The organism is Caballeronia humi, from assembly GCF_001544475.1.
In the GTDB taxonomy this organism is placed as follows: domain Bacteria; phylum Pseudomonadota; class Gammaproteobacteria; order Burkholderiales; family Burkholderiaceae; genus Caballeronia; species Caballeronia humi.
In genome coordinates this window covers 30,395-53,905 of record NZ_FCNW02000043.1, presented here as the reverse complement: position 1 = coordinate 53,905, position 23,511 = coordinate 30,395, and the positions used below count along the sequence as shown (strand labels likewise).

Sequence of the window (23,511 nt, the reverse complement as noted above, 5' to 3'; positions counted from 1 at the left end):
GCGACCAGCATCAGCAATACCCCGCGACGCTCGCCGCCCTCGGTGACGCCGCCGATGCGCTCGGCTTCGATCTCGACGTGCGCTTCATCGCGGCACAGGACATCGACCGCGACAACGCAGAAACTTTGCTCGCCGATGCACACGGCATTCTTTTGCCGGGGGGCGCGGACATAGCGCACGTGGCGGGACAGATCGAGGCCGCGCGTTTCGGCTGGCTGGCGTCGATTCCGGTCGTGGGTTTGTCTCTCGGCATGCAGTCAATGGCGACGGCCATCGCGCGGCTCGTGTTGAAGAGCGATGAGATCGGCATGAAGGAAGCGCAGCCCGATGCGCGCGTCGCCAGCTTCGAGCCGATTCATGTTGGCGAGGATGGCGTGTTGTTGCATCGCTCAGGCTTGCGGCCGTTAAGCTTAGTGCCGGGATCGCGTATCGCGGCCATGCTCGGCGCGCAGGCGAGCATTCTCTGCAATCATCGCTACAGGCTCAATCCGGCGCTCGAAGCGCCGCTCGCGACGCTCGGCGTGACCGTCAGCGCGCACGACGAGAGCGGCTCGATCGCCGATGCCATCGAGGCCGATAAGCATCCGTTCTTTGCGGGCATGCAGGGGCATCCCGAACTGTCGTCGCGTGATGGCGCGCCGCATCCGTTGCTGATTGCGTTTCTGGACGCGGCGGCGCGCCGTTCATAAGCGTATGCGCCCGGTTCGAAAGCGGGCGCATGCGCAAAAGCTCAAACTTAGCTGATCGCCGACGCGAACAACGCGGCATCCCGCCCGATGCCACGATCAACACACGGGGCGTTCCTGATTCCGATGCAGATTTCGGGTTGGAGCCTAACCCGGAAACTGCGTGGAAGCAAGGTCATCCCTTAAGCGCGTGGATTGAAGCACGCAAATGCGCAAAGTCGTTTCTCGCCAGTTGTTTGGTAGGGATACCGTATTAATAGTCGCTAAATGTTCATTATGTCAATCAGAAGCGTAGATTGAAGAGAACTGGCGCGAGCGCTTGAACGGAGGCATCCATCGATTCGCTTAGGAAAATGCACTGCAGTGGAAGCCCTAACCCGCTTCGGCTCAGCAGCTCGTGGGCAGCCGGTCTATGACGGAGGCGTCCACATCGGTCGGCTGTTCCGTAGCATCTTCCTGATCGATTGCTTCACGAACCCGTCTTTCCGCACGGAGTTGCAGCACGTGTTGAATCGGGGCGAGGCCGTGCATGTCGTCCAACGTGCGATCCATGTTGGGCGTATCCCGGTCAAATTGGCTCGGCGCGAAGATTCGCTCTCAGCCGTGTCTTCCGCATTGACGTTGCTTGCGAACATTCTGATGGCATGGAACACGACGCACATGCAGCAACTCGAGATGCTAACAAGCCTCTGGAGGCGAATCGCCTGGAGCCGAGCAGCTCAGAAGGATTGCGCCGACGCATCAGGAGCGCATCAACCTCCGCGGGACTTCACTTTTCCCGTCGGACGCTACGCAAGCAGACTCCTTCCAATTTTGGTTCAAGGTGTGGCGACGCGTGAAGCCACTCAGCGCGATAGCGATGCGCCGGATCACGTTCGGGGGTAGACAGGAAGTCTCTGACTAAAAAGGTATTATTTTGGCGCCAGAACGCAAAGCTTTGTCGGAGCGAGAGCGCCCTAACCTGGAATTTGCACGGAAATCAACCCCTGTCTTGAGAAGGCGCAGCATCCCCAGGCACTGCTCAACCGTCTCATTCGGCTAGCGGCTTTCCAAAATCCGCGAGTTCTATCGGCCCCAGGAGGGGTTTGATTGCACAATCACTCCACCTAGCCGGCGTGGACGACTATAGTTACCGGAGCATTCACTTTGCCGCCCGAGTCGCTCCATCAAGATCGGTACGCGCCATTGCGGTGACGCCCCGTATTATTCATTGCGGACAAGGAGCAGTCACGATGCAAACGAAGAAGATATTTCTTGCTTCCTCCACCGAATTGGAGATCGACCGGCAGGCCTTTGAGGTAGCGATCTCCCGGAAGAATAAGGTTTGGGTTCAGCGAGGCGTGTTTCTCGAACTTGTCTTATGGGAGGACTTCCTCGATGCCGTTTCGAAGACCGCTCTGCAGGACGAGTACAACAAGGCCATTCGCGAATGCGATGTCTTTGTCATGCTGTTCTGGACGAAGGTGGGCAAATACACCGAAGAAGAATTTGAAACTGCCTTCGGGCAGTTCAAATCGACCAGCAAACCCTTCGTGTTCACCTATTTCAGGAATTCCGAGACCAGTACAACCAGCGCAAGCGAAAGCGAAAGCGACGGAGCGAGCCTGCGTGCCTTTCAGGGAAAGCTCAAAGGGCTCGGCCACTTCTATACGGTGTACGAGAATGTCGATGCGCTCCAACTGCATTTCATTCGACAACTGGACAAGCTCGTTGCAAATGGCTTTATCGAACTCAATCCGGATGCCGGTGACACTGCCATGCTTGGCACGATCACCTACCGGGCAAGCCTTTCTGGCAGCGGAGCGATCGCGCAGGGGCAGGGAGCGGTGGCGGTCGGCGCCGGTGGTGCGCATGTCGGTGGACAGAACACCGGCAGCATCAATTCCGGGACGCAAGTGAACACGGGGGGGGGGGCGCCTACGTCGGCGGAAATGTGAAGGCCGGCGTCTCGGGGACGGGGGCCGTGATCCGCCGCGGCGCGCAATATTGTGTCTCTCAAGGCGTTTCGCAACGCGACCTGGAACTGCTCTTTGCACCGTTGCTGGCGGTCGTGGCACGGCAGACGGCAACTGGCCAGCAAGCCGCGGCGGTGCAGCAAGTGCAGGACCTCAAGGCCGAAGTCGCCAAGGGCGAGGAAGCCGATGACAGCAGGATCGGCAAACTCATCGACCAACTCGTAAGTATGGTGCCGGGAGCAGTCGGATCGGTCGTGAACATATTTTCCACACCAATGCTCGGCGGCATTGCGGGGCCCGTGACAGAGTTCGTTCTGGACAAACTGAATCCGAGCTGACCATGAATTCTTCGCCCGTTGACCCCAACGACGACATCGAAGCCCTGCGGCGTCGCATTGCCGAACTGGAAGCTGGTCAGCGTCCTACCGTGGACGGTTCGGGGAGCACAAGGTCGGTCGGCGCCGGAGGTGTGCATGTCGGCGGACAGAACACCGGCACCATCAATACCGGCACCCAGGTAATTACGGAAGGAGGCCATTTCATCGCTATCGCCCTCACTGAGCGTGTGAGCCAGATCATCCACGGCGGCGAGGACGCCGAGGAAGCGAAGTCGGTCATTGCGCTATATCTGTATGGGCTTGTAGCCGATCTCGCCGGCCTGATGCTGGGCGAAATCGACGTATCTGCCATGCAGGCGAAGCTGGAGCCGCTGCAGCTCGCTGACGTCTACGTGCCACTCGACACCCGCCTGCGCATCCCTAAGGAGATGAAGCTTACTGAGTGGCTGTTGCGCAACCAGCGCCCCTTGAGCGGTGACGCGGCGACGCAGCACCAGGACCGTCCCGTCTCTGCACTCGAAGCGCTCGCCGCGCATCGAGAACTCACCATTTTGGGCAGGCCAGGAAGTGGCAAGAGCACTTTCGGCGCGAACGTCCTGCTCACGTTGGCCCAAGTGTGGCAGGGCCACCGGGATGAACTCGCCAGATTGGGCGACAGTTGGACGCACGATGTGCTGCTGCCCATCCGCGTCGTCCTGCGCCGTTTCGCCGACAAGCTTCCCGTCGGCAGCGATGCGGCGCGCGCTTACGACCTTTGGACCTTCATCGGGGATGATCTGGAGGCCAGCGGCTACGGCCTGTCGGTTGACACAATGAAATACGTCACGCGTCTCGCACGCAGCCATGGTGCCCTGATCCTGCTTGATGGTCTTGACGAATGCGGCAACGCCGCAAAGCAGCAGCGGGTGTTGGGAGCAGTCCAGGAGCTTATGCGGATCGCAGGGCCCAAGTGCCGCTTCCTACTCACCGCCAGGCCCTATGCATGGCCGGGCGGACCCGACCCCGCCCGTGGCGTGTACGCGTTGGCCGACTTCAATGACGAGCAGGTCAAGCAATTCATCCGCGCTTGGTATGCGGCACTCGTGACGCGCGCATGGCTCGCTCCCGGGGACGCTGAGCGCAAGAGGGGCGACTTTCTGGAGGCGAGGCAGCGCCCGGATCTGCAGCCACTGGCCTGCAACCCGCTACTGCTCACGCTCATGGCCACGCTGCACGCCAATCGCGGACGGCTGCCCGACGATCGAGCCGACCTGTACAACGACTCGGTGGACCTGCTCATACTGCGCTGGAACCGTCAGATCGGCGCAGACAAGGCACTGCTCGATGAACTCGCCATGCCGGGCCTGAAACTTTCGGATCTGCGCGAGGTGCTGGAGGAGTTGGCTTTCAATGTACATGAGGACAGCCTTGAAGGGGGCGCGCCGGCCTCGGGAGGCGATCCTGAGCCGGAAGGGAAGACGGACATCGGAGAGCACCAGTTGGTTCGCGCCTTTCGGCCGCTGTTCAACGATAGTTGGGATAAGGCTGCGATGGTCGTTGATTACATCGATAAGCGCGCTGGCCTTCTGGTCGGCCAAGGCCAGAAGCACGGGGAGCCGCAGTTTGCATTTCCCCATCGGACCTTTCAGGAATTTCTCGCCGCGTGCTATTTGTTCACACGGGACGATTTCGCGGCCGAGTGTACCCGTTTGGCCCGAAGCGCACCGTCGCACTGGCAAGTCGTGTTGCCGCTGGCGGCGCGCCTCGCTAAGGTCGAGCGCGGTGCCAGCGCAGCCGACGCGCTGATCGGCGGCAGGTCAATTGCCGAATTCCGCGCTAGGCGACGACCGGAAGCGGCCGACTGGATGTGTGCGTTCCTTGCCGGGACGCAGTTGCAGGAAATTGGTCTGAGCGCAATCCACAAGAACGAGCATACCCGCGCCATAACGGAGCGCGTGGCCGATTGGCTCGCCGCGTCGCTCTCGGTGCATCCAGACGATGGCGGTCTGCCCGCCGCAAATCGCGCGCAGGCTGGGGATCTGCTGGCGGCCCTCGGCGATGCGCGCTTTGATCCGCAGTGCTTCTACTTGCCGGCTGACGACCTGCTCGGGTTCGTGCGGATCGCGGCTGACCCGCATTTCCGGATCGGCACGCCCAATTCTGACTTGCGGCGAGTCGCGATTACCGGTCTCCAAGTGCCGGGCGAAGAGATCAACGATGCACCCACCCCGGCTCCGGATTGTTACGTTGCACGCTATCCAGTTACGATCGCACAGTTCAGGGCCTTCGTCGAGTCGACGGGATTCGAGATTGGCGATGCCAGAGCACTACGCGACCCGGACAGCCGACCGGTGCGCTTCGTAAGCTGGCACGATGCACTGGCCTATTGCGATTGGCTGCACGAGATGCTGGTCACTTCGCCAGCACTTCAGAAGAGCGGCCTTGCCCGCCTAGTGCGGGACAGCGGCTGGCGCGTCGCCCTGCCCAGCGAACTTGAGTGGGAGAAGGCCGCGCGGGGCGGATTGAGCGGACCGTTTTTCTCCTGGGGCGAGACACCCAATCCGAATCGGGCGAACTACGCCGATTCTGGGATCGGCGACACGTCGGCGGCAGGCTGCTTTCCTGCCAACGGCTTCGGCCTGTACGACATGATAGGCAACGTCTTTGAATGGACACGCAGCCGTTACGCTGCCTATCCCTACCTCGCAGATGATGGCCGCGAGAACCCGACTGCAACCGCAACGGATTGCATGGTCCTGCGCGGCGGCTCGTTCAGCGTCGGCCCAGGTCTCGCCCGCTGCGCCAGTCGCAGTTGGAATCCTCCAGTCCCCCGCTGCGGCTACATCGGGTTTCGGGTGGTATTGCGGTCTTCGCCTGTTTCGTAACTCTGCTCTCTGGCATCTCTGGGCTCCGGCACTCTGAACATTCCGGCTCTGGAGGGGGCAAGAGAGACTTTCTCCGCTGCGCGAAACGTGGTTTTTTTCGCTATCTTTCCCTGGTGGGTGGCGCCATCCGCCAGGCAGTCTGGAAAGGTCCTGCGCGGCGGCTCGTTCAACAACGACCGAGATATCGCCCGCTGCGCCTATCTGCGCTCTATCGCATGCCAGTGCCCGATAGCGTCGGACGCGTCGCGGCCGCGATGAACTTGGGAACCCGAGATCCGCAGGTCGGGCTCGACAAGATGGCATCAAAGTTTATGCCGAAGTTTCGCAAGGCGGCGCTCGATCTGCCGATTACCTTGCTGAATTTACGACGTCTCGACGTCTTCGAGAAGAAGGCCGGCGATCTCACCGACGTTCGGCTCGCGCATGATCGTGTAATGGTCGGCGTCCAGCCCGACGTAAGTGGTCTCGCCCAGCAGCAGGCACGACCAGGCGTCCGTTGAGGTCTCAGAATCGCCCTCCGCAAGAGCCGACACGATGATGGCCCGTCCGGCATACGGGGCGAGCCGGTACTTTCCGGCGGCCCTCAGTTGGACACGATAGCGCTCGAACGCAAGCTCGAGCGGACGCACGGCGCCTGCGGAACTCCACATGCCCACGTCGTGAAGGTGGGTCCGTAGACCGGCCCATCGAAGCGACCCTTCAAGGTCGAGCAAGCTCTCGGGCGGGAAGTCGAAAGCGACGTTTGCCGATCGGCCAATGTCCCGCACGAATTGCACGAAGAGGTCGTCGTCGGAGGCTTCGAGCTCTTCGCAGAGCGACGCGTGCGTATCAATCATGCACAAGAGCGCCACCTGTCCGTCGCGAGCCGCGATCTGCCGGCACATCTCGTAGGCGACCAGTCCCCCAAACGACCAACCAGCGATGCGCACGGGTCGATTTCCAGCTTCAAGGTTCAACGCATTCGCATAGCGGCCGGCTATCTCCTCAATGCTGCCATCCTGCTGCACTGACTTGTCAGCGAATCCAAGCACGCTGTAGCTCCGCTCGAGCCTGCGGGACAAGGGCGTGTAGCAGGCAAGTTCTCCACCGATCGGATGGACGAGGAACAGGAGCGGGCGAGAGTCATGCGGTGCGATCGGCACGACATCGGGTATCGAGGCAAGGTCTGTGTCCCCCGCGATGTTGCGCGCGGCGATGGCCTCGGCAAGTCCCGCGATCGTCCCCAGCCGAAACAAGGCCGAGACAGGCAAACGGCACCGCAACCTGTCCTCGCAGGCAGCCATACACCGGAGCGCGTCGAACGAGTCACCGCCGAGCGCGAAGAAATTTTCATGGATCCCAACAGCGGAAATGTGGAGGATCTCCTTCCAGATCTCGACGAGCAGGTCCTCGGTCTCGTTGCGGGGCGCGATCTTGGTTGTCCACGGTGCTGTGTCGACCTCCAGCAGACGAAGCGCATTGGCATCGACCTTTCCGCTCTTTGTCAACGGCAGGCTGGCAAGCGGGGTGATGCTTGCCGGCACCGAGTAACCAGGAAGAATTGCCTGCACGTGCGCACGGAGGACGTCGTCGTCGACGACGCCATCAACGACCGGGACGACATAGGCTGCCAAGTGTTGCCTTCCCGGTTTGTCTTCGCGTAGCTGAACCACTGCCGCGGCGACCGACGCGTGGCTCGCAAAGGCAGCCTCGACTTCCGCGAGCTCGATCCGGTAGCCGTGCATCTTCACCTGCTGATCACGCCGACCGAGGTACTCGAGATCTCCCCGCCCGTTCCAGCGCACGCGATCCCCCGTGCGGTAAAGCCGGCAGCCCGGCAGCTCGGTGAACGGGTGAGGCAGGAAGCACTCAGCAGTCAGCGCGGGCCGCCCCCAGTAGCCCCGCGCAAGCCCTTCCCCGCCGATGAAGAGCTCCCCCGTGACACCGACCGGAACAGCATTGAGGTCATCGTCCAGCACGTGGACCTCGGTGTTGCGCAACGGTCGACCGACGGGCGGTCGCAGCGCAAAACTCGGGTCCAGCATATGGTGTGTCGCGTACGTGGTGCTCTCCGTCGGACCATACAGATTGCGCAGTCTCGCGTCGGGAAATCGATCGAATATGCGCCGCGAGAGTTCGAGGCTCAGAGCTTCGCCCGCAAGGCAGATGGACCTCACCGGCCGAGAGGCGGGCTCCATCTTTAGAAATTCTGAGAACACCGAAGGCACCGTGTTGAAAAGTGTCGCCGTGTCGGCCGCTTGTGAATTTCGCCTCGTCAAGAATGTTTCGACCAACATAATCTTTCCGCCGGTCGACAGCGGTGCAAACATCTCGAACACGGAGAGGTCGAAGCAGATGGAGGTGCTCGCGAGGACCGCTTCCAATTCCTCTGTCGCGAGAAGTGAAGTGACCGAGAAGATGAAAGAGTCGAGATTGCCCCTGGTGATCGCCACGCCCTTGGGTCTGCCCGTCGATCCGGACGTGTACATCACATAGGCAAGGTTGTCCCGAGACGTGGAATGCGGCGGCGCTTTACCGTTCTCGAGTTCCAATTCATGGTCCCGATCCTCCAGCACGACGACATCATATGACGGACGAACGAACCGACGACGGGTTTGACGGCAAGCAAGCACGATGCGCACGCCGGAATCCTCCGCCATGAACGCGAGTCGACCGTCCGGGTAGGCTGGATCCAGCGGCACGTAGGCGGCCCCCGCTTTTAAGATACCGAACACCGCGACGATCAGCATCGGCGTGCGATCGTGGCACAGACCGACACGCGTTTCCGCGCCGACGCCCCGCTTCTGAAGAAAGCGGGCAAGCTGACTTGACCGCCGATCGAGCTCGCGATAGCTCAATGACCAGCCACCACCGCTGACGGCGATCGCGTCCGGCTGCTGGCGGGTCATCTCGGCCACGAGGTCAAGAACTGGACGAGGCGAGTTCCAGACGTGATGGTCAAACGCATCTTGCGAACGTCGACGCTGGCCGTTCGTGAGCATCAACTGCCGGATCGGGCGATCTGATAGTTCCACAATTCGCTGTAGAAGCTCGCGGTAGTGATCGGCAAGTTGTTCGATCGTGCGATGCTCGAACAGGTCGTCGGCATACTCGATTTCGCAGGACAGGCCCGCACCGTGCTTGGCAAGAAGGAAGCTCAGATCGAATTTCGCGCTGCAGCCAGGAATGGTCAGACTTCTGACCTCCAACCCCGCCAATTCAGGCTCATCGGACGGCGCATTCTGGAGCGCGAAGATGACTTGGAAGATCGGATTGCGGCTCGCATCGCGCTGTGGAGCGAGGATCTCGACCAATTGCTCGAACGGACAGTCTTGGTGCTCATAGGCGTCCAAGGTGGTCTGGCGCACCTGCTGGAGAAACTGGCGAAACGTCTCCCCGCTTTTGAGGCGGTTGCGCAGCACCAAGGTGTTCACGAAGAAGCCGATCAAGCCCTCGATCTCGACCCGGTTGCGATTGGCGATCGGCGAGCCCACGGCAATGTCGGTCTGCCCGCTGTATCGGTGCAGCAGGATCTGGAACCCGGCCAGCAGCGTCATGAACAGGGTCGCACCGCACCGCTGGGAGAGCGCTTCCAGCGAGGCCGTCAGCTTGGCGGAGAGTTCGAAAGTCAGCGAGTTTCCGCGAAACGTCTGCAGCGCCGGGCGCGGCCGGTCGGTCGGCAGCTCGAGCGGCTCGACGTCCTGCAGTTGCCGTCGCCAGTAATCGAAGAGTCGCTGACTGAACTCCCCTTGGAGCCGTCCGCGCTGCCACAGCGCAAAGTCGGCGTACTGGATCGGCAGCGCCGGGAGGTCGGGTTCGTGGCCCAGCGCGTGGGCCCGATAGAAGGCGGACAGCTCCCGGCTCAGCACACCGACGGACCATCCGTCGCTGGCGATGTGGTGGGTCACCAGAAGCAGCACGTGCTCGTCCGGACCGCACTTCACCAGCGTCGCGCGCAGCATCGGGCCGCTCCCGAGGTCGAAGGGCTTGGTCGACTCCTGCGCAAGTATCTCGACCAAGCGCGCCTGCCGCTGCGCGGGGTCGAAGGCGTCGAGGTCGACCTCGCGCAGCGGCGAGCCGACATCCTGAGCCGGATCGACGACCTGCTCGGGTTCGCCGCCGGACGACAAGAAGCGGGTGCGAAGCGCCTCGTGGCGGACCACGATCCCCACCAGCGCGCGAGAGAGAGCAGCGACGTCCAGCGGCCCTCGCAAGGTCCAGGCATCGGCAATGTTGTAGAAGCCGCTGCCCGCGGACCACTGGTCGAGAAACCACAGCCGGCTTTGCGCGAAGGACAACGGAATGCGCGCCGGTCGCGCGACCGGGACGATCGCTTGCCGATGTGCAAGGCCGGCCGTGCCGAGCAGCAAACCGGTCAGTGCCGCGATCGTCGGGCGATCGAACAAAGTGCGCAACGGCAGCTCGACGCCGAAGCCTGACCAGATGCGCGAGACGAGCTGTGTCGCCAGCAAGGAATGCCCGCCGAGATCGAAGAAGTTGTCCTGCACACCGACCCGAGGGACACCCAGCAGCGTCTCCCACATTTGACAAAGTTGTCGCTCCACCTCATTGCCCGGGGCCACGAAGCCACGCTTCGATCCATCCCGGCCCCGCTTCGCGATGGGAATGCTCTGCCAGTCGACTTTCCCACTCGGGGTGAGCGGAATGTGCGGGAGCGCTTGAATCACGGCAGGCACCATGAAATCCGGGAGGATCTCGCGGACCTGATCGTAGAGCGCAGGACTAAGTTCACGCCACAGACGGTTCGACAATGGGTCGTTCGCCAGGTCTTCCGACGCGCACGACGCGGTGCTGTCGCAAGGAAGGAACCCTCCCGTGGCGGTCGTCCCGACTTTGGTGAAAAATGCATCGAAGTATTCGAACTGCGGATCGAGAACCGATGCGGTAAGTCGATAGCCGCAATCCTCCGCCAGACGCCAGAATGCCTCCGGGTCTGCAGCAGAGGGATCCATCTCACGATCGATGCCTTCCAACAAGACTCTAACCGACGCGTTGGGCGGACCTTCGCGCAGCAGCTTCGCCAGTTTCGCGTCTTGCTGCATTCGGGCATTAGCGACACTCGCGAGCCGAAGTGCAGGCGGGTGCTCGTCTCGTAGCAGCCGCAAGATCTGATCGCCCGCGGAGCCGTGCCACTCCAAGCTGGGGCCTTCAAACGACTGGACGGGTTCGTCGAGCTTCAGTGTGACGTCGTAGCGGAATTTCGTCAGCTCGTTCCACTCTGCGCCTCTCTGCATCTCAATCCTCACCGCCTTGATGCGAGGCAGTTGCCTGGAGAGACCATGGAAGAACGCAGGGGCGACGGCAAGTTCCTCTTCGTCTCGAGCCGCACGGGAGGCTGCGTCGCGCAATTCAGCAACTGTCGGATCAGCAACTGTCTGATCGTCGCGGCGCCGTCGCCAGATCACATCGGTGTGAAACGATTCGAGAAGCGAAAAACATCGGATGTCCCCAAGAAACAGCATGCCTCCGTGGCAGACCTTGTTGATCGCTTCCTCCAGAACCTGGAGCAGGTAGGAAGACGACGGAAAGTACTGGACAACAGAATTGATCACCACTGAATCGAAGTACCTCCGCGGAAGCTCTCCAAGTTCGTGGGCGGCAAGGTGGAAAAGCCTGACCTTGCTCTCTCTTGCCGTCGCCGAATTATTGGCCTGCGTCGCGGCCAAGGTACGGGCGGAGATGTCGGTACCCCAGAATTCTTCGCAGCCGGCCGCCAAGCGGAACAGAAGCAGGCCGGAACCGCACCCGACTTCCAGAAGCTTTCGTGGGGACAATGCGCGAATCTTCTGAACGCGGTCGCCCACCCAGACTCGCATGTGAGCGTCGGACATCGGCTGCCCCGTGTAGCTGCTTATCCAACCTTGGAGGTTGAACATGGGTGTCCATGTCGATTGTGCAGCGTCGATTGCATTGCTGTCGAACACGGCTCGCCAACCCTCAATCTGCGACGCCGCCATGGATTGCCGTTGATCTGACGCCCGACCCGAAAGGACCACGCTGGCGGCGATGTATCGATCCCCCGGGGTGTCTTCCCGCAACTGAACCACCGCCGAAGCGACACCGGGATGACGCATCAATGCAGACTCGATCTCGCCAAGCTCGATGCGATAGCCGCGCAACTTCACCTGATGGTCGTATCTCCCGATGAACTCGAGGTCGCCCTTGGCGAGGAATCGCACCTTGTCTCCAGTGCGGTACAGCCTGGCCCCAGGGACGCTGCTGAATGGATGCGGCATGAACCGCTCAGCTGTTAGCCCCGGCCGTCCTAGATACCCCCGGGCAACGCCGGCGCCCCCGATAAACAGCTCACCTGGAACGCCGATCGGAACGATCCGCAGTTCGGCATCGAGAACATACACCTCCGTGTTGGTCAAGGGTCGACCAATCGGAACAAACGTCATTGCCGCAGCTTTCGGAACGCGGTAAGACGTGGCGAAGGTCGTCGTCTCGGTCGGCCCGAAGCCGTTGATCAACGCGACTCGGGGATGAGCGCGCCGAAAGATCGCCGCCGCCGACGGATCAAGCCTGTCACCACCGACGACCAGGTTCGTAAGGCCGGCGAATGTGTCGACATGGCTCCTGCACATGTGATGAAACAGGGCAGCCGTCAAGAAGAGCACCGAGATGTGTTCGCCTTCGATCTTCGCGGAGAGAGCCGAAGCGTCGATCAGCTCGTGCCGAGCGACACAAACCAGCCGTGCGCCGTTCAGCAGTCCTGCCCACATTTCGAAACTGGCGGCGTCGAAAGCCGTGTTAGAGGCTAGAGCGATGACAGTTGTCGGGCCGATATCCACATAGGTCTGTCGAATGGCCAGACGCACGATGTTCCGGTTAGTGACCGCAACTCCTTTCGGTTCGCCGGTCGACCCCGACGTGTACATCACATAGGCTAGATTGTCCGGGCGAGTCGGGTCCGGCGGCGTATCATCAGATTCAAGGCTCACCATCCGGCGCACATCGTCGAACACGATCACGTCACACTCGAGCCGTTCGAAACGACGCCGCTCGTGACCACTCGTGACCACGACGGCCAGATCGGAATCCGCGGCGATCAACACGAGTCGATGATTGGGATAGGACGGATCCATCGGGACGTACGCCCCCCCCGCCTTGAGGATGCCGAGCACCGCAACGATCAGCTCCGGTGTCCGTTCATGACATAGCCCGACACGCGTTTCGACACCGACCCCTCGCTTGCGCAGGAAATGCGCGAATTGGCTGGATTGCCGGTCCAGTTCGTCATAACTCAGCGCGTGGCCGTTGCCAGTGACCGCGATTGCGTCCGAATGCTGGCGCGCCGACCGTCTGAACAGGAAGAGAAGCGTCTCGGTCGGACGTAGCGCGGCGCCTGTGCCCCACGTGTTCAGAAGCAGGTCGTGTTGGGCAGGCGTGAGCATCTGCAGTTTGCGGACGGGTTCCTCGGGATGCTCCCCGATCCAATGCAAGAGTTCGCGGTAGTGACCGGCGAGTTGCTCGATGGTGCGCTCGTCGAACAGATCCGCGGAGTAGCAGCAGTATCCGTGAAGCCTGCCACGCTCGGCAGACAGATAGATTTCCAGATCGAATCGACTCGCCTTGCTGTCCAGCTCGCGATATGCGACTTGTGTGCCGTGCAGATCAAGGGGATCGGACGGCGCATTCTGGAGCGCGAAGATGACTTGGAAGATCGGATTGCGGCTCGCATCGCGCTGTGGAGCGAGGATCTCGACCAATTGCTCGAACGGACAGTCTTGGTGCTCATAGGCGTCCAAGGTGGTCTGGCGCACCTGCTGGAGAAACTGGCGAAACGTCTCCCCGCTTTTGAGGCGGTTGCGCAGCACCAAGGTGTTCACGAAGAAGCCGATCAAGCCCTCGATCTCGACCCGGTTGCGATTGGCGATCGGCGAGCCCACGGCAATGTCGGTCTGCCCGCTGTATCGGTGCAGCAGGATCTGGAACCCGGCCAGCAGCGTCATGAACAGGGTCGCACCGCACCGCTGGGAGAGCGCTTCCAGCGAGGCCGTCAGCTTGGCGGAGAGTTCGAAAGTCAGCGAGTTTCCGCGAAACGTCTGCAGCGCCGGGCGCGGCCGGTCGGTCGGCAGCTCGAGCGGCTCGACGTCCTGCAGTTGCCGTCGCCAGTAATCGAAGAGTCGCTGACTGAACTCCCCTTGGAGCCGTCCGCGCTGCCACAGCGCAAAGTCGGCGTACTGGATCGGCAGCGCCGGGAGGTCGGGTTCGTGGCCCAGCGCGTGGGCCCGATAGAAGGCGGACAGCTCCCGGCTCAGCACACCGACGGACCATCCGTCGCTGGCGATGTGGTGGGTCACCAGAAGCAGCACGTGCTCGTCCGGACCGCACTTCACCAGCGTCGCGCGCAGCATCGGGCCGCTCCCGAGGTCGAAGGGCTTGGTCGACTCCTGCGCAAGTATCTCGACCAAGCGCGCCTGCCGCTGCGCGGGGTCGAAGGCGTCGAGGTCGACCTCGCGCAGCGGCGAGCCGACATCCTGAGCCGGATCGACGACCTGCTCGGGTTCGCCGCCGGACGACAAGAAGCGGGTGCGAAGCGCCTCGTGGCGGACCACGATCCCCACCAGCGCGCGAGAGAGAGCAGCGACGTCCAGCGGCCCTCGCAAGGTCCAGGCATCGGCAATGTTGTAGAAGCCGCTGCCCGCGGACCACTGGTCGAGAAACCACAGCCGGCTTTGCGCGAAGGACAACGGAATGCGCGCCGGTCGCAACCCTGCTTCGATGGCATCGCCCTGATGGTTCAATCCTGCTTCGCTCAATCGAGACTTGAGAAGCTCCCGACGATTCTTGCCGAGCTGCGTGAGCCGCAACTTGCCGCCTGGAGTCAACACGACTTGCCCTCCTGCATATCGCTGTCGGAAAGTCTCGCCACCTCGAGCATTACGGCAGCCGCTTTCCTAAGCCTGTCGCCATGCCGATGCTTCGCGACAAGTTCGGCGGCGAATCCCGAGACCGTTGGATACTCGAACACGCTTCGAATCGAGACTTCGACGCCGAAAAGATCAGCCACATGGGATACGACACGGGTCGCCTTCAACGAGTGACCGCCCAGGTCGAAGAAATTGTCATGAATGCCGACTTGCACCAGATCGAGAACATCAGCCCAGATCGAAGCGAGGACCGTTTCGAGCTCGTCGCGGGGCATGCCGTCTCCCGGCGCGGTCTGTCGATCGAACACAGGCGCCGGGAGTGCGGATCTGTCGATCTTGCCATTTACCGTCGTAGGCAATTCATCCAATACCACGAACGCCTGCGGCACCATGTAGCCAGGAAGCCGATCCCGCGTGTGCTCGCGCAATCCGGCGGCGTCGACGGCAAAGCCGGTGGCGGCGACGACATAGGCCGCGAGATAGGGGTCGTCGGGCGAGTCCTCGCGAAGTTGGACGACGGCCGCAGCGACACCCCGGTGGCTCAGCATGGCGAGCTCGATCTCCGCCGGCTCGATGCGATGGCCACGGATCTTCACCTGTTTGTCGCGTCGACCGAGAAATTCGAGATCTCCGTCAGCCGTGAAGCGAACACGATCACCGGTTTGATAGAGCCTAGCGCCGGGAGTAGCTTCAAATGGATTGGGAATGAATCGCTCTGCCGTCATGGCAGGCATCATCAGATATCCGCGTGCCAGACCGTCACCACCGATGAAGAGCTCGCCTGTCGCGCCGATCGGTCGCATTTGCAAGGAATCATCCAAGACGTAGACCGTGGTGTTCGAGAGTCGCCGGCCTATGGTAAGGCCGTTGTCGGGCTTCGCGAAGGTGCCGTCATACCAGGTGCTGTCGACGGTCGACTCGGAGAGACCATAGGAATTCATAATGCGGGCCGCCGGAAACACGGGCCGCACGGATTCGAATTCCTCGTTGCGCCATGCGTCCGATCCGGCCACGATGAACCTCGGTGTCGCGCAACTCACTCCCCTCTCCGATGCATCTTGAACCAAGCTTCTCAAGACGGCGGGAACGAATTCCCCGATGTGGATGTCATGAAGGTCGATCAGCCGCAACAAGTCCGGGGGACTCAGGAGCACGTCGCGCTCGCACAAGACGAGACATCCGCCGGAACAGAGGGCGCGAACCCAATCGCCTGTGAAGACGTCGAAGCATGGGTTGGCCATCTGGAGATGATTGCGGCACTGCCCCTCCAAGCCGAAGACCTCACGCCACGCTATGTACGCGCTCAGGATGCTGGCATGCGATACGCCTACAGGTTTCGGCCTGCCCGAGGATCCCGACGTGAATACAATGTACGCCAATTGAGAATCATGCACTTCCGCTTGCCCAGATGCTTCGTCGATTGGTGGCCCGTCCGTCGCCAGATCCTGGATGGTCAAGAGCATGCCGATCGCAGCAGCCTTGATCGACGCTGCGCGGTGCTCCGCAGGCTGGCCGGGATCTAGGATGCAATAGGCCCCGCCAGCTTTTAGCACGCCGAGCAGGGCCTGAACGAGTTCGACGGACTTATCTATTAGCAGACCGACACGCACCTCGGCTCGCACCCCTCGCGCTCGAAGGACGCGAGCGAAAGCATCGGAACTCCTATCCAGTTCGGCGAAAGTCAATCCGCGATTCTTGTCGCGCAACGCGCAAGCCTGGGGCTGCTTTCGCGCCTGCAAACGGAACAGATCGAGCACACTCGAGCGGTCTCGGCGCGGCCGAATCTGTCCGCACCACCCGCGAAGCACCTGTAACTCATCATTGGTCGGGCTGACAAGCTCGCGCAAGCGGACGCCATGTCTCGTCACATTCGAGAGCACCGACTCGAAGCGGCACAATATGCGTCTGGCTGCGTGATCGGGAACCAGGTCCGACCTATATCCCAGTTCGAAACGCATCGCGGCCCCCGACACGACGGTCAACGTGAGCGGGAAGTTGGTCCGTTCGAGGATGTGCATTTTCCCGATCCGCGAGTACTCGCCATCCACGGCCTGCATGCGTTCGCGAAAGTCGGACTCGCATACTAGGTTGCTGTGAAACAGAGGCATGTCGCCGGGAATCTGGCTCCATTGGTGAATGTCGATGAGCGAAGCATGTTCGCGTTCGATGACATCCCTGACGTGCGATCCAAGCTTTGCGAGCCAGTCAAAGGCGAGTTGGTCATCCTCGCCACGTACGCGCAGCGGGACCGTATTGATGAGCAGACCCAGAATCTCGTCGACTTGCGGAACCGGCGCCGAGCGACCGGATGTCGTGAGCCCGAACATAACATCGTAGTGACCGGCGTACGTTGCAAGCGTCAGCGCCCACGCACCACAAAAAAGAATGTTCTCGGTCAGCCGATGCGCCTTGCAGAACGCGGCGATTGCATGGAGCGTGGTGTCTGGAACAGCCGCTGCCACGGTGGAATGTGTGCCGCGGAAGTGGGCCGCGAACTTCGTTCCCGTGGCTCGAGCAAACGGCAACGGTGTTGGCAGCGAGAAGCCGGAAAGTTCTTGACGCCAGAACAATTCATCGTTGCGGGAATCGCGCGTCACCAAGTAATGCAGGTATGTCGAAAAGCTGGCGGCCGGCCCCTCGTCGGGCGCATGGACGCCGGCAAGCCGCCGCGCATGCCCCCGAAACACTTCGGCCAGCGCCAAGGGCAGGGACCAGCCATCCAGAACAAGGTGATGATGGCTCCACACCATCCAATGGCGAGTCTCCGACTCACGAATGAGATGCACGCGCATGAGCGGTGCGACCTCCAAGTTGAACCCGTCGGCGCGATCTGCTTCGATGAGGGCCGCACGTCGACGCTCCGCGATGTCGGACGACAGTCCCAGATGGTCATGGCGATGAAGCTGAATTTGAACGGTCGGCAGAAAGCGCTGGACAGGCTCGTCAAGGTCTCGCCAGACAAATGCCGCGCGCAGGGCTTCATGGCGACCAAGAAGCGTGTTCCACGACGCTTCGAAGATGTCGGCGTCCAATTCGCCATGTATCTCGCAGATCACCTGCTGGAAATACTCCGAATCCTCTGGGTTCGCGATAGCATGAAAGAGCAGACCTTTTTGCAAAGGAGTCAGCGCGAAAGAACCGCCTCCCGCATGCGTCTCCACGTTCTTCGATCCGACGGGATCGGAGCGCGTCTTGTCGACCGGACGCGAGTCCGCCACGGAAGGGGCCGGAATTGCGCGTACTTGACGTGCGTGCTCGGCAAGACCCGCGATCGTTGGATGTCGAAGAACGTCCGCGGCCGTGAGCGCGCAAAGCGCCGTGGCGGCCCGCGCTGCGACGCGGATCGCCTTGAGAGAATCGCCCCCCAACTCGAAGAAGTTATCAGCGATTCCGATGCTGGGGACTTGCAGGATCTCGCGCCAAGTGGCGGCGAGGGATGCCTCTTCCGGTGTGCGAGGCGCGAAATACGGAGTCGTTGTACCAAGTCGGTCGAAGGTCGGTATGGTCAGTGCGTCAAAGTCGACTTTGCCATTGGTCGTCGTCGGAAGGGCCGGCAGCGGCACGATGACCCTGGGGACCATGTAGTTCGGCACCCGGGTCCTTAGATGTTCCCGCAAGCCGGCGATATCGAGTTCGCGGTTTTCCTCGGGCACAACGAAGGCTGCGAGGTATTTGCCCAGGGCATCCTCGCGGAGTTGAACCACGGCGGTTGCCAGGTCGACGTGATGCATCAACACTGCTTCGATTTCGGCGGGTTCGATTCGGTATCCGTGCAATTTGATCTGCTGGTCGACCCGGCCCAGTATGTGCAGGGCGCCGCGGTTGTCACGCCGGGCGCGATCGCCAGTCCGGTACAACCTCGAACCCGGAATCTTCCCGAAGGGGTCAGGGATGAAACGCTCCGCCGTCAACGCAGGACGATTCAGATAGCCTCGAGTCACGCAATCCCCGCCAATATAGAGTTCTCCCTCGATTCCGAAGGGCAAGGCGTCGAACTGTTCGTCGAGGACATGAACTTCTGAATTCCGAAGCGGCAATCCGATGGAAATTTGGCCGGCGCCGGGCAACTGCGCCGGATCCAGTCGACCGGCCGTGGCCCAGACCGAGCATTCGGTGGGGCCGTAGAAATTCCATATCGGCAAGCCATCGCGGGCAATCGGCAGTGCGATGTGCGATGGCAGGTGCTCCCCGCCGACTGTGAGCATCCGCAATTGCAAGGTCACCAATGCCTTGATGGAGTGGATCAGCACTTCGCCTAGCACGGTGGGCGTGACGCTGAGCACGGAAACACCGGAGCGACGCAACACGTCGAGACATTGGGCCGGGGAGCGCACGATATCCGTCGCGACGATCACGAGTTCGCCGCCCGTCAGCAGACACCCCCAAATCTCCCATACGGAAAGATCGAAGGCGAGCGAATGAATCTGACTCCAGACGTCGCCGACGCCGAAAGGTTCGAGAGCGCGCGCGGCCATGGTAAGCGACACGATATTGGCATGCGTAACCTGCACACCCTTCGGTCGGCCCGAGGACCCCGAGGTGTGTATCACGTAAAGGAGATTCTGCGGCAGCGCCTCCCGCCCTATGGGCGCCGAAGCGGCTTCCTCGATGTCGACCGCAGCGCGAAGCGCTTCGACGTCGACAACGGACCAATCGCCTGGGAGAGCCGGAATGCCGGCGGCAGTGACGAGGATTCGGCAGTTTGCTTCGCGAAGCGTGGCACGATGACGATCGTCGGGATGAGCGCACTCGAGCGGCACGCAGACCGCGCCCGTCTTCGCGATCGCTACGATCGCGATTATCGCTTCGACGGAACGATACATGAGCAGGCCTACGCGGACTTCCGGACCGGCGCCCGCCAGCCTCAGGGTTTGCGCCCAGCGGTCGGATTGAGTGTCCAGATCTTCGTAAGTGATCGTCTGCGCGCCGCAGGTGACAGCTCTCGCGAGAGGGTGCCTCCCAGCTCGTTGGGCAAATTGCGCTGTGACCGTGGTGTCCGTAAAGAATTCTTCGGATTCGGACATTGTGTCGGTCCTGCCGGGGTCACCGATCGTTCGTGCACGCCGCGAGATCGCGATGCGTGGGCTTGACGGCGCGCATCTGCACCAGACGACGTACCACCTCGAGCTTGCGCGTCACGTCTTCATCGCATGATGGTTCCATGACGAACTGCTCGCACTCTGGCTGCAACCGGTTGATCTGGTCGAACAGATTCAACATCCTAGGCGAATCGATTGTCTCGTCGACATGTCCGTTCGCGCTGTACAGCAATCGACCGCCGACACGCCGATAAAGAACAGGGATGACCCCTGTTCTTTTGAACACATCCCCCGGCTGGACAACTGGCGAAGCTTCAGGCGGCGGCACGATGGCGAATCCGAAGCTGGTCATCTTGCGCAGCCACTCCCTAGCGCAGAGCGCTTCGATGGATTCTAGCGAAGCCATGCCCGCAAGCCGGTCGAAAATGCGCGACACGTCTGACGGGAAGCCTTGGGCGTGCCAATCTTCCGCGCGAGGGTCGAACGGGTAAGATGAAGCGTTAGCCAATGCCAATGCTCGCGACAAAGCCGATTCGACGAGCTTCCAAGGACTGCCATTCAGGTACAGCGCGATGTTCAATGAGACGCTGAACTCCGGCGAATCGCCGACGTGCCAGTGCTCTATTGCCCAATGAAACACGTCACCGGATGCAGCAGCGAGCGAGAGGCCATGGCCCAAGTCCCACATCCACTGGTCGGTCTGAAACCTGCGCGAATCGGACGATGCCTCACCTGCGGGATCAAGGGCCTCGGAGAGGTCCGGTCGCGGCCAGAGATGCATCTTCTTTTGGCCGCTGATCACGAAGTGGAAATTCGTGCCCTGATCCCGATGGACTCCACCCGGCGTTGCTCTATACCGGCCCATGAACAGTTCAAGGTCAGCGTAGCCCGCCGGAAGTCCGACCGATTCATACAGTGGTATAAGAAATTCGCACGCGCGTTTCCATATCGTCGGTGTGAAGCGCTGCAAACCGGTCACGTAAAGCATCACGTCAGCCGCCTCGGCCGCCTGACAAAGGCGCTCGCCATACTGTTCCAGCGTCGAGTCGCCAATATCAGGTAACAACGGGTCGAGTACGGCTTTCGGCAAGCGCTTGCCGCCGATGAAGAGATGGATGTCGCTTCGCAGTTCTTCCCGATCGATCATCGGCTCGGGATTCAGCCGGAGCCCAGGCCTGTCCGCATCGGTCCGGAATTGGCCTGCGAGCGCCAGGAGCGCTGACAAAATTTCGTCCGTCGACGCAAGTGGCCAATCCAGAGCTTGCGGAATCACCAAGGCCTCCCGATTCCAGGACCTCGCGATAAAATCAGGCCAATTTCTCGGAAAGTAGCTCATACGTCCCCGCAAGTTAACGGACGACGGAATGCCGCCTCCAACATGAAGCGCCGGTCATGGGTCGGAGCCGCCTTCTTCTGCCGACCTCATGGCTTTGCGAAGGCTGAGCGGACGCATGTCTGTCCACACCTCCTCAATATGTTGTAGGCACTTGGCCTTGTTGCCCGTCACGCCGGCGTCACGCCAGCCCAACGGAATCGACTTCCAGGCAGGCCAAATGGAAAACTGTTCTTCATCGTTCACCACAACCTTGTACGGTTCCTCGTCGGCCGATGATTGTTCCATTTGATGCTCCTTTATCAGACGCTGACCCGACGGCGATCGCGCAAGCTCTGTGCAACGATTACAGCATGCCACAGATCGCTGACAACCAGAGCCCGAATGCGCAGGTTCGATGCTGCAGGAGTCACAATCAGGGCCTCGACGGGATCCCCGTCTCATGCCGGAAACCTGGATCGGCCGTCCACTGCCTTGCCCACGGGCATTCGGGCGCTCGGCCAACGGCGAAGTTGCCGACGGACGACCAATCTTCGTGGCGGGGCGCGCCAGTCCGGCTCCCTACTTTCCTTGGGCATCGGCCCCGGTCAACGGACTGCCCGGATCATTCAGGTAGAGCCGAGCAACTTGTTTCACGGAGGCCGATGGTCGCCCATTAGACATCGTTGAGATGTTGCGCATGTGGCAAGATGCAAAACGGATTGAATGGTATGGCGCGTCAACCTGGACAGGAAGGTTGAAAGCAGCCCAAGAAAAGGCGGAGACACATAGAGCATGATGAACGCCGACAACAAAATGAGGCTTGGCCTTTCGATGCTGGGCCATGGCTATCACTTCAGCGCGTGGATGCACCCGGATTCGGCTCTCCATGGGCCGACCAGCATCGATTACTTTCTCAGCTTGACGCGAATCGCAGAGCGTGGGTTATTCGACATGGTTTTCATGGCGGACGCGCTTTATTTTCCCATGACGAAAATGCCGGAGGGTGTTTTTGGACGTCGGGGCGATGGAACCGGGCTCGAGCCCTTGACCTTGCTTTCTGCCCTGGCGCCCCAAACGTCCAACATCGGGCTTGTGGCCACGGCGTCCACCACGTTTTCCGAGCCTTTCCACATCGCAAGGATGTTCGGGTCTCTGGATCAAATCAGCGGCGGTCGGGCCGGCTGGAACGTGGTGACCTCGAACGATGACGACGAAGCACGAAATTTCAGCGCCGGCCAGATCCTCGAGAAAGCGCTTCGCTATGCCCGTGCCGAGGAGTTCGTCGACGTCGTCACTGGGCTTTGGGACAGTTTTGACAGCGACACATTCGTTGCGGATCGTTCCACTGGCGTCTATTTCAGGCCCGACGGCGTGAGAAGCCTAAACCACGCGGGAAAGTTCTTTTCGGTCAATGGACCTCTGAACGTTCGAAAGTCTCCTCAAGGGAGGCCCATCATCTTTCAGGCGGGTTCGTCCGAAGCCGGACAAGCGTTGGCAGCGCGCTCTGCCGATGTCGTCTATACGCTCCAGACTTCCTTGGCCGAGGCAAAGCAATACTACGCCGAGTTGAAGCGCAAAGTGATCGCGCACGGACGCGAAGCGGATTCGGTGAAGGTGATGCCTGGTGTTGTCCCTATCGTTTCAGATACACTGCGTCTCGCGAAGATCAAGTACGATGGTTTGCGGAAATTGGTCGACCCATTGCTCGGACTCGAATATCTCTTGTATTACTTCGGAGATCTATCGGCGCTGCCACTAGACAATCCCATCCCGGAACTTCGCGAGGACAGGTCGACGAATAGTCGGGGACTTGCGCTGCTGCAGATGGCCAGGCGGGACAGACTGTCGATTCGCGACCTCCTGCAGACCGTCTCCGTGGGCAATGCACATCATGTTGTCGTCGGAACACCCGCAATGATTGCCGACGTGCTGGAGCAGTGGTTCGTCGAAGGTGGGGCCGACGGATTCAATATCCTCCCGGCTGTTTCTCCTGCCGGTCTGTCAGACTTCGTCGATCTGGTCGTGCCCGAACTTCAGCGCCGGGGTCTGTTTCGTACTTCGTACGCCGGAACGACCTTGAGAGCCAATCTCGGGCTTGTCAGATAAGAAGACGTGGCGGCAGAATGCCACCACCTGCCTCACCTATCGTTTATCTTATCTCTTCCGTCCGAACGTGACCCATTTGCAAAGCATCGCATCAGGTGCGTCCGCTGATCGAGACGCACAAAGCCGGCCTCGCGCAATGGTGCTACGTTCATCGCGCTTGGTGCCTTGTTACGCGCAGCGACATGAATCTAGAAATGCTAACAAATGTCTGTCAAAGCAAAATTGAAATGTCGTACCGCCGGCTAAGTACAGATGTCGTGTTTTTGGTTGGTTGCGAAAGCTGTCTTCAACGGTTTGAATTCACGTAGTGTTGAAGGACGGCCCTGATCGGA

General features: G+C 60.9%; 9 protein-coding genes and 1 pseudogene. 6 read left to right on the top strand and 4 right to left on the bottom strand.

From position 1 onward, the window contains the following. The 5 genes and pseudogenes from AWB65_RS26895 to AWB65_RS26875 form a co-directional block, all read left to right on the top strand. Positions 1–689: glutamine amidotransferase-related protein (locus tag AWB65_RS26895; protein ID WP_200821806.1), on the top strand; the 689-nt coding region annotated here is incomplete at its 5' end. A gap of 333 nt (positions 690–1,022) precedes the next feature. After that, positions 1,023–1,571, top strand: a pseudogene (locus AWB65_RS26890) (Tn3 family transposase); the annotation flags it as partial. A gap of 347 nt (positions 1,572–1,918) precedes the next feature. After that, a complete protein-coding gene (locus AWB65_RS26885) occupies positions 1,919–2,623 on the top strand; it encodes a DUF4062 domain-containing protein (RefSeq protein WP_087670055.1) in 705 nt (234 codons plus the stop codon). Continuing rightward, positions 2,620–2,979 carry a hypothetical protein gene (locus AWB65_RS26880; RefSeq protein WP_087670054.1) on the top strand — a complete coding sequence of 120 codons (360 nt, stop codon included), beginning with the start codon at positions 2,620–2,622 and terminating at the stop codon, positions 2,977–2,979. The genes AWB65_RS26885 and AWB65_RS26880 overlap by 4 nt, the downstream gene beginning before the upstream one ends. A gap of 2 nt (positions 2,980–2,981) precedes the next feature. Then, positions 2,982–5,843 (top strand): NACHT domain-containing protein, encoded by a 2,862-nt coding sequence (locus AWB65_RS26875; RefSeq protein ID WP_087670053.1) that lies wholly within the window; start codon positions 2,982–2,984, stop codon positions 5,841–5,843. Between the two features lie 362 nt (positions 5,844–6,205). Here AWB65_RS26875 and AWB65_RS26870 read toward each other — a convergent pair whose 3' ends face one another. From AWB65_RS26870 to AWB65_RS26855, 4 genes are all read right to left on the bottom strand, one after another. Then, on the bottom strand, positions 6,206–14,680 hold the full coding sequence (locus AWB65_RS26870) for a non-ribosomal peptide synthetase (protein WP_087670052.1): 8,475 nt from the start codon (positions 14,678–14,680) through the stop codon (positions 6,206–6,208). Next, positions 14,674–19,743 carry a non-ribosomal peptide synthetase gene (locus AWB65_RS26865; RefSeq protein ID WP_087670051.1) on the bottom strand — a complete coding sequence of 1,690 codons (5,070 nt, stop codon included), beginning with the start codon at positions 19,741–19,743 and terminating at the stop codon, positions 14,674–14,676. Before AWB65_RS26865 ends, AWB65_RS26870 begins: the two co-directional genes overlap by 7 nt. Positions 19,744–19,762: 19 nt before the next feature. Next, positions 19,763–21,031, bottom strand: coding sequence for a hypothetical protein (locus tag AWB65_RS26860; RefSeq protein WP_125474213.1), 1,269 nt, complete (start codon positions 21,029–21,031; stop codon positions 19,763–19,765). Between the two features lie 117 nt (positions 21,032–21,148). After that, positions 21,149–21,379, bottom strand: a complete 231-nt coding sequence (locus AWB65_RS26855) for an MbtH family protein (protein ID WP_087670049.1) — start codon at positions 21,377–21,379, stop codon at positions 21,149–21,151. 486 nt (positions 21,380–21,865) lie between these two features. Between AWB65_RS26855 and AWB65_RS26850 the strand changes: the two genes are divergently transcribed. Beyond that, positions 21,866–23,179, top strand: a complete 1,314-nt coding sequence (locus AWB65_RS26850) for an LLM class flavin-dependent oxidoreductase (protein WP_087670048.1) — start codon at positions 21,866–21,868, stop codon at positions 23,177–23,179. Positions 23,180–23,511: the final 332 nt, after the last annotated feature.

What these genes read in the sequence shown, in the direction of transcription:
- AWB65_RS26885 (WP_087670055.1), top strand. Translation starts at nt 1,919, where the DNA reads ATGCAAACGAAGAAGATATTTCTTGCTTCCTCCACCGAATTGGAGATC.
- AWB65_RS26875 (WP_087670053.1), top strand. Translation starts at nt 2,982, where the DNA reads ATGAATTCTTCGCCCGTTGACCCCAACGACGACATCGAAGCCCTGCGG.
- AWB65_RS26865 (WP_087670051.1), bottom strand. Translation starts at nt 19,743, where the DNA reads ATGTCCGAATCCGAAGAATTCTTTACGGACACCACGGTCACAGCGCAA.
- AWB65_RS26855 (WP_087670049.1), bottom strand. Translation starts at nt 21,379, where the DNA reads ATGGAACAATCATCGGCCGACGAGGAACCGTACAAGGTTGTGGTGAAC.
- AWB65_RS26850 (WP_087670048.1), top strand. Translation starts at nt 21,866, where the DNA reads ATGATGAACGCCGACAACAAAATGAGGCTTGGCCTTTCGATGCTGGGC.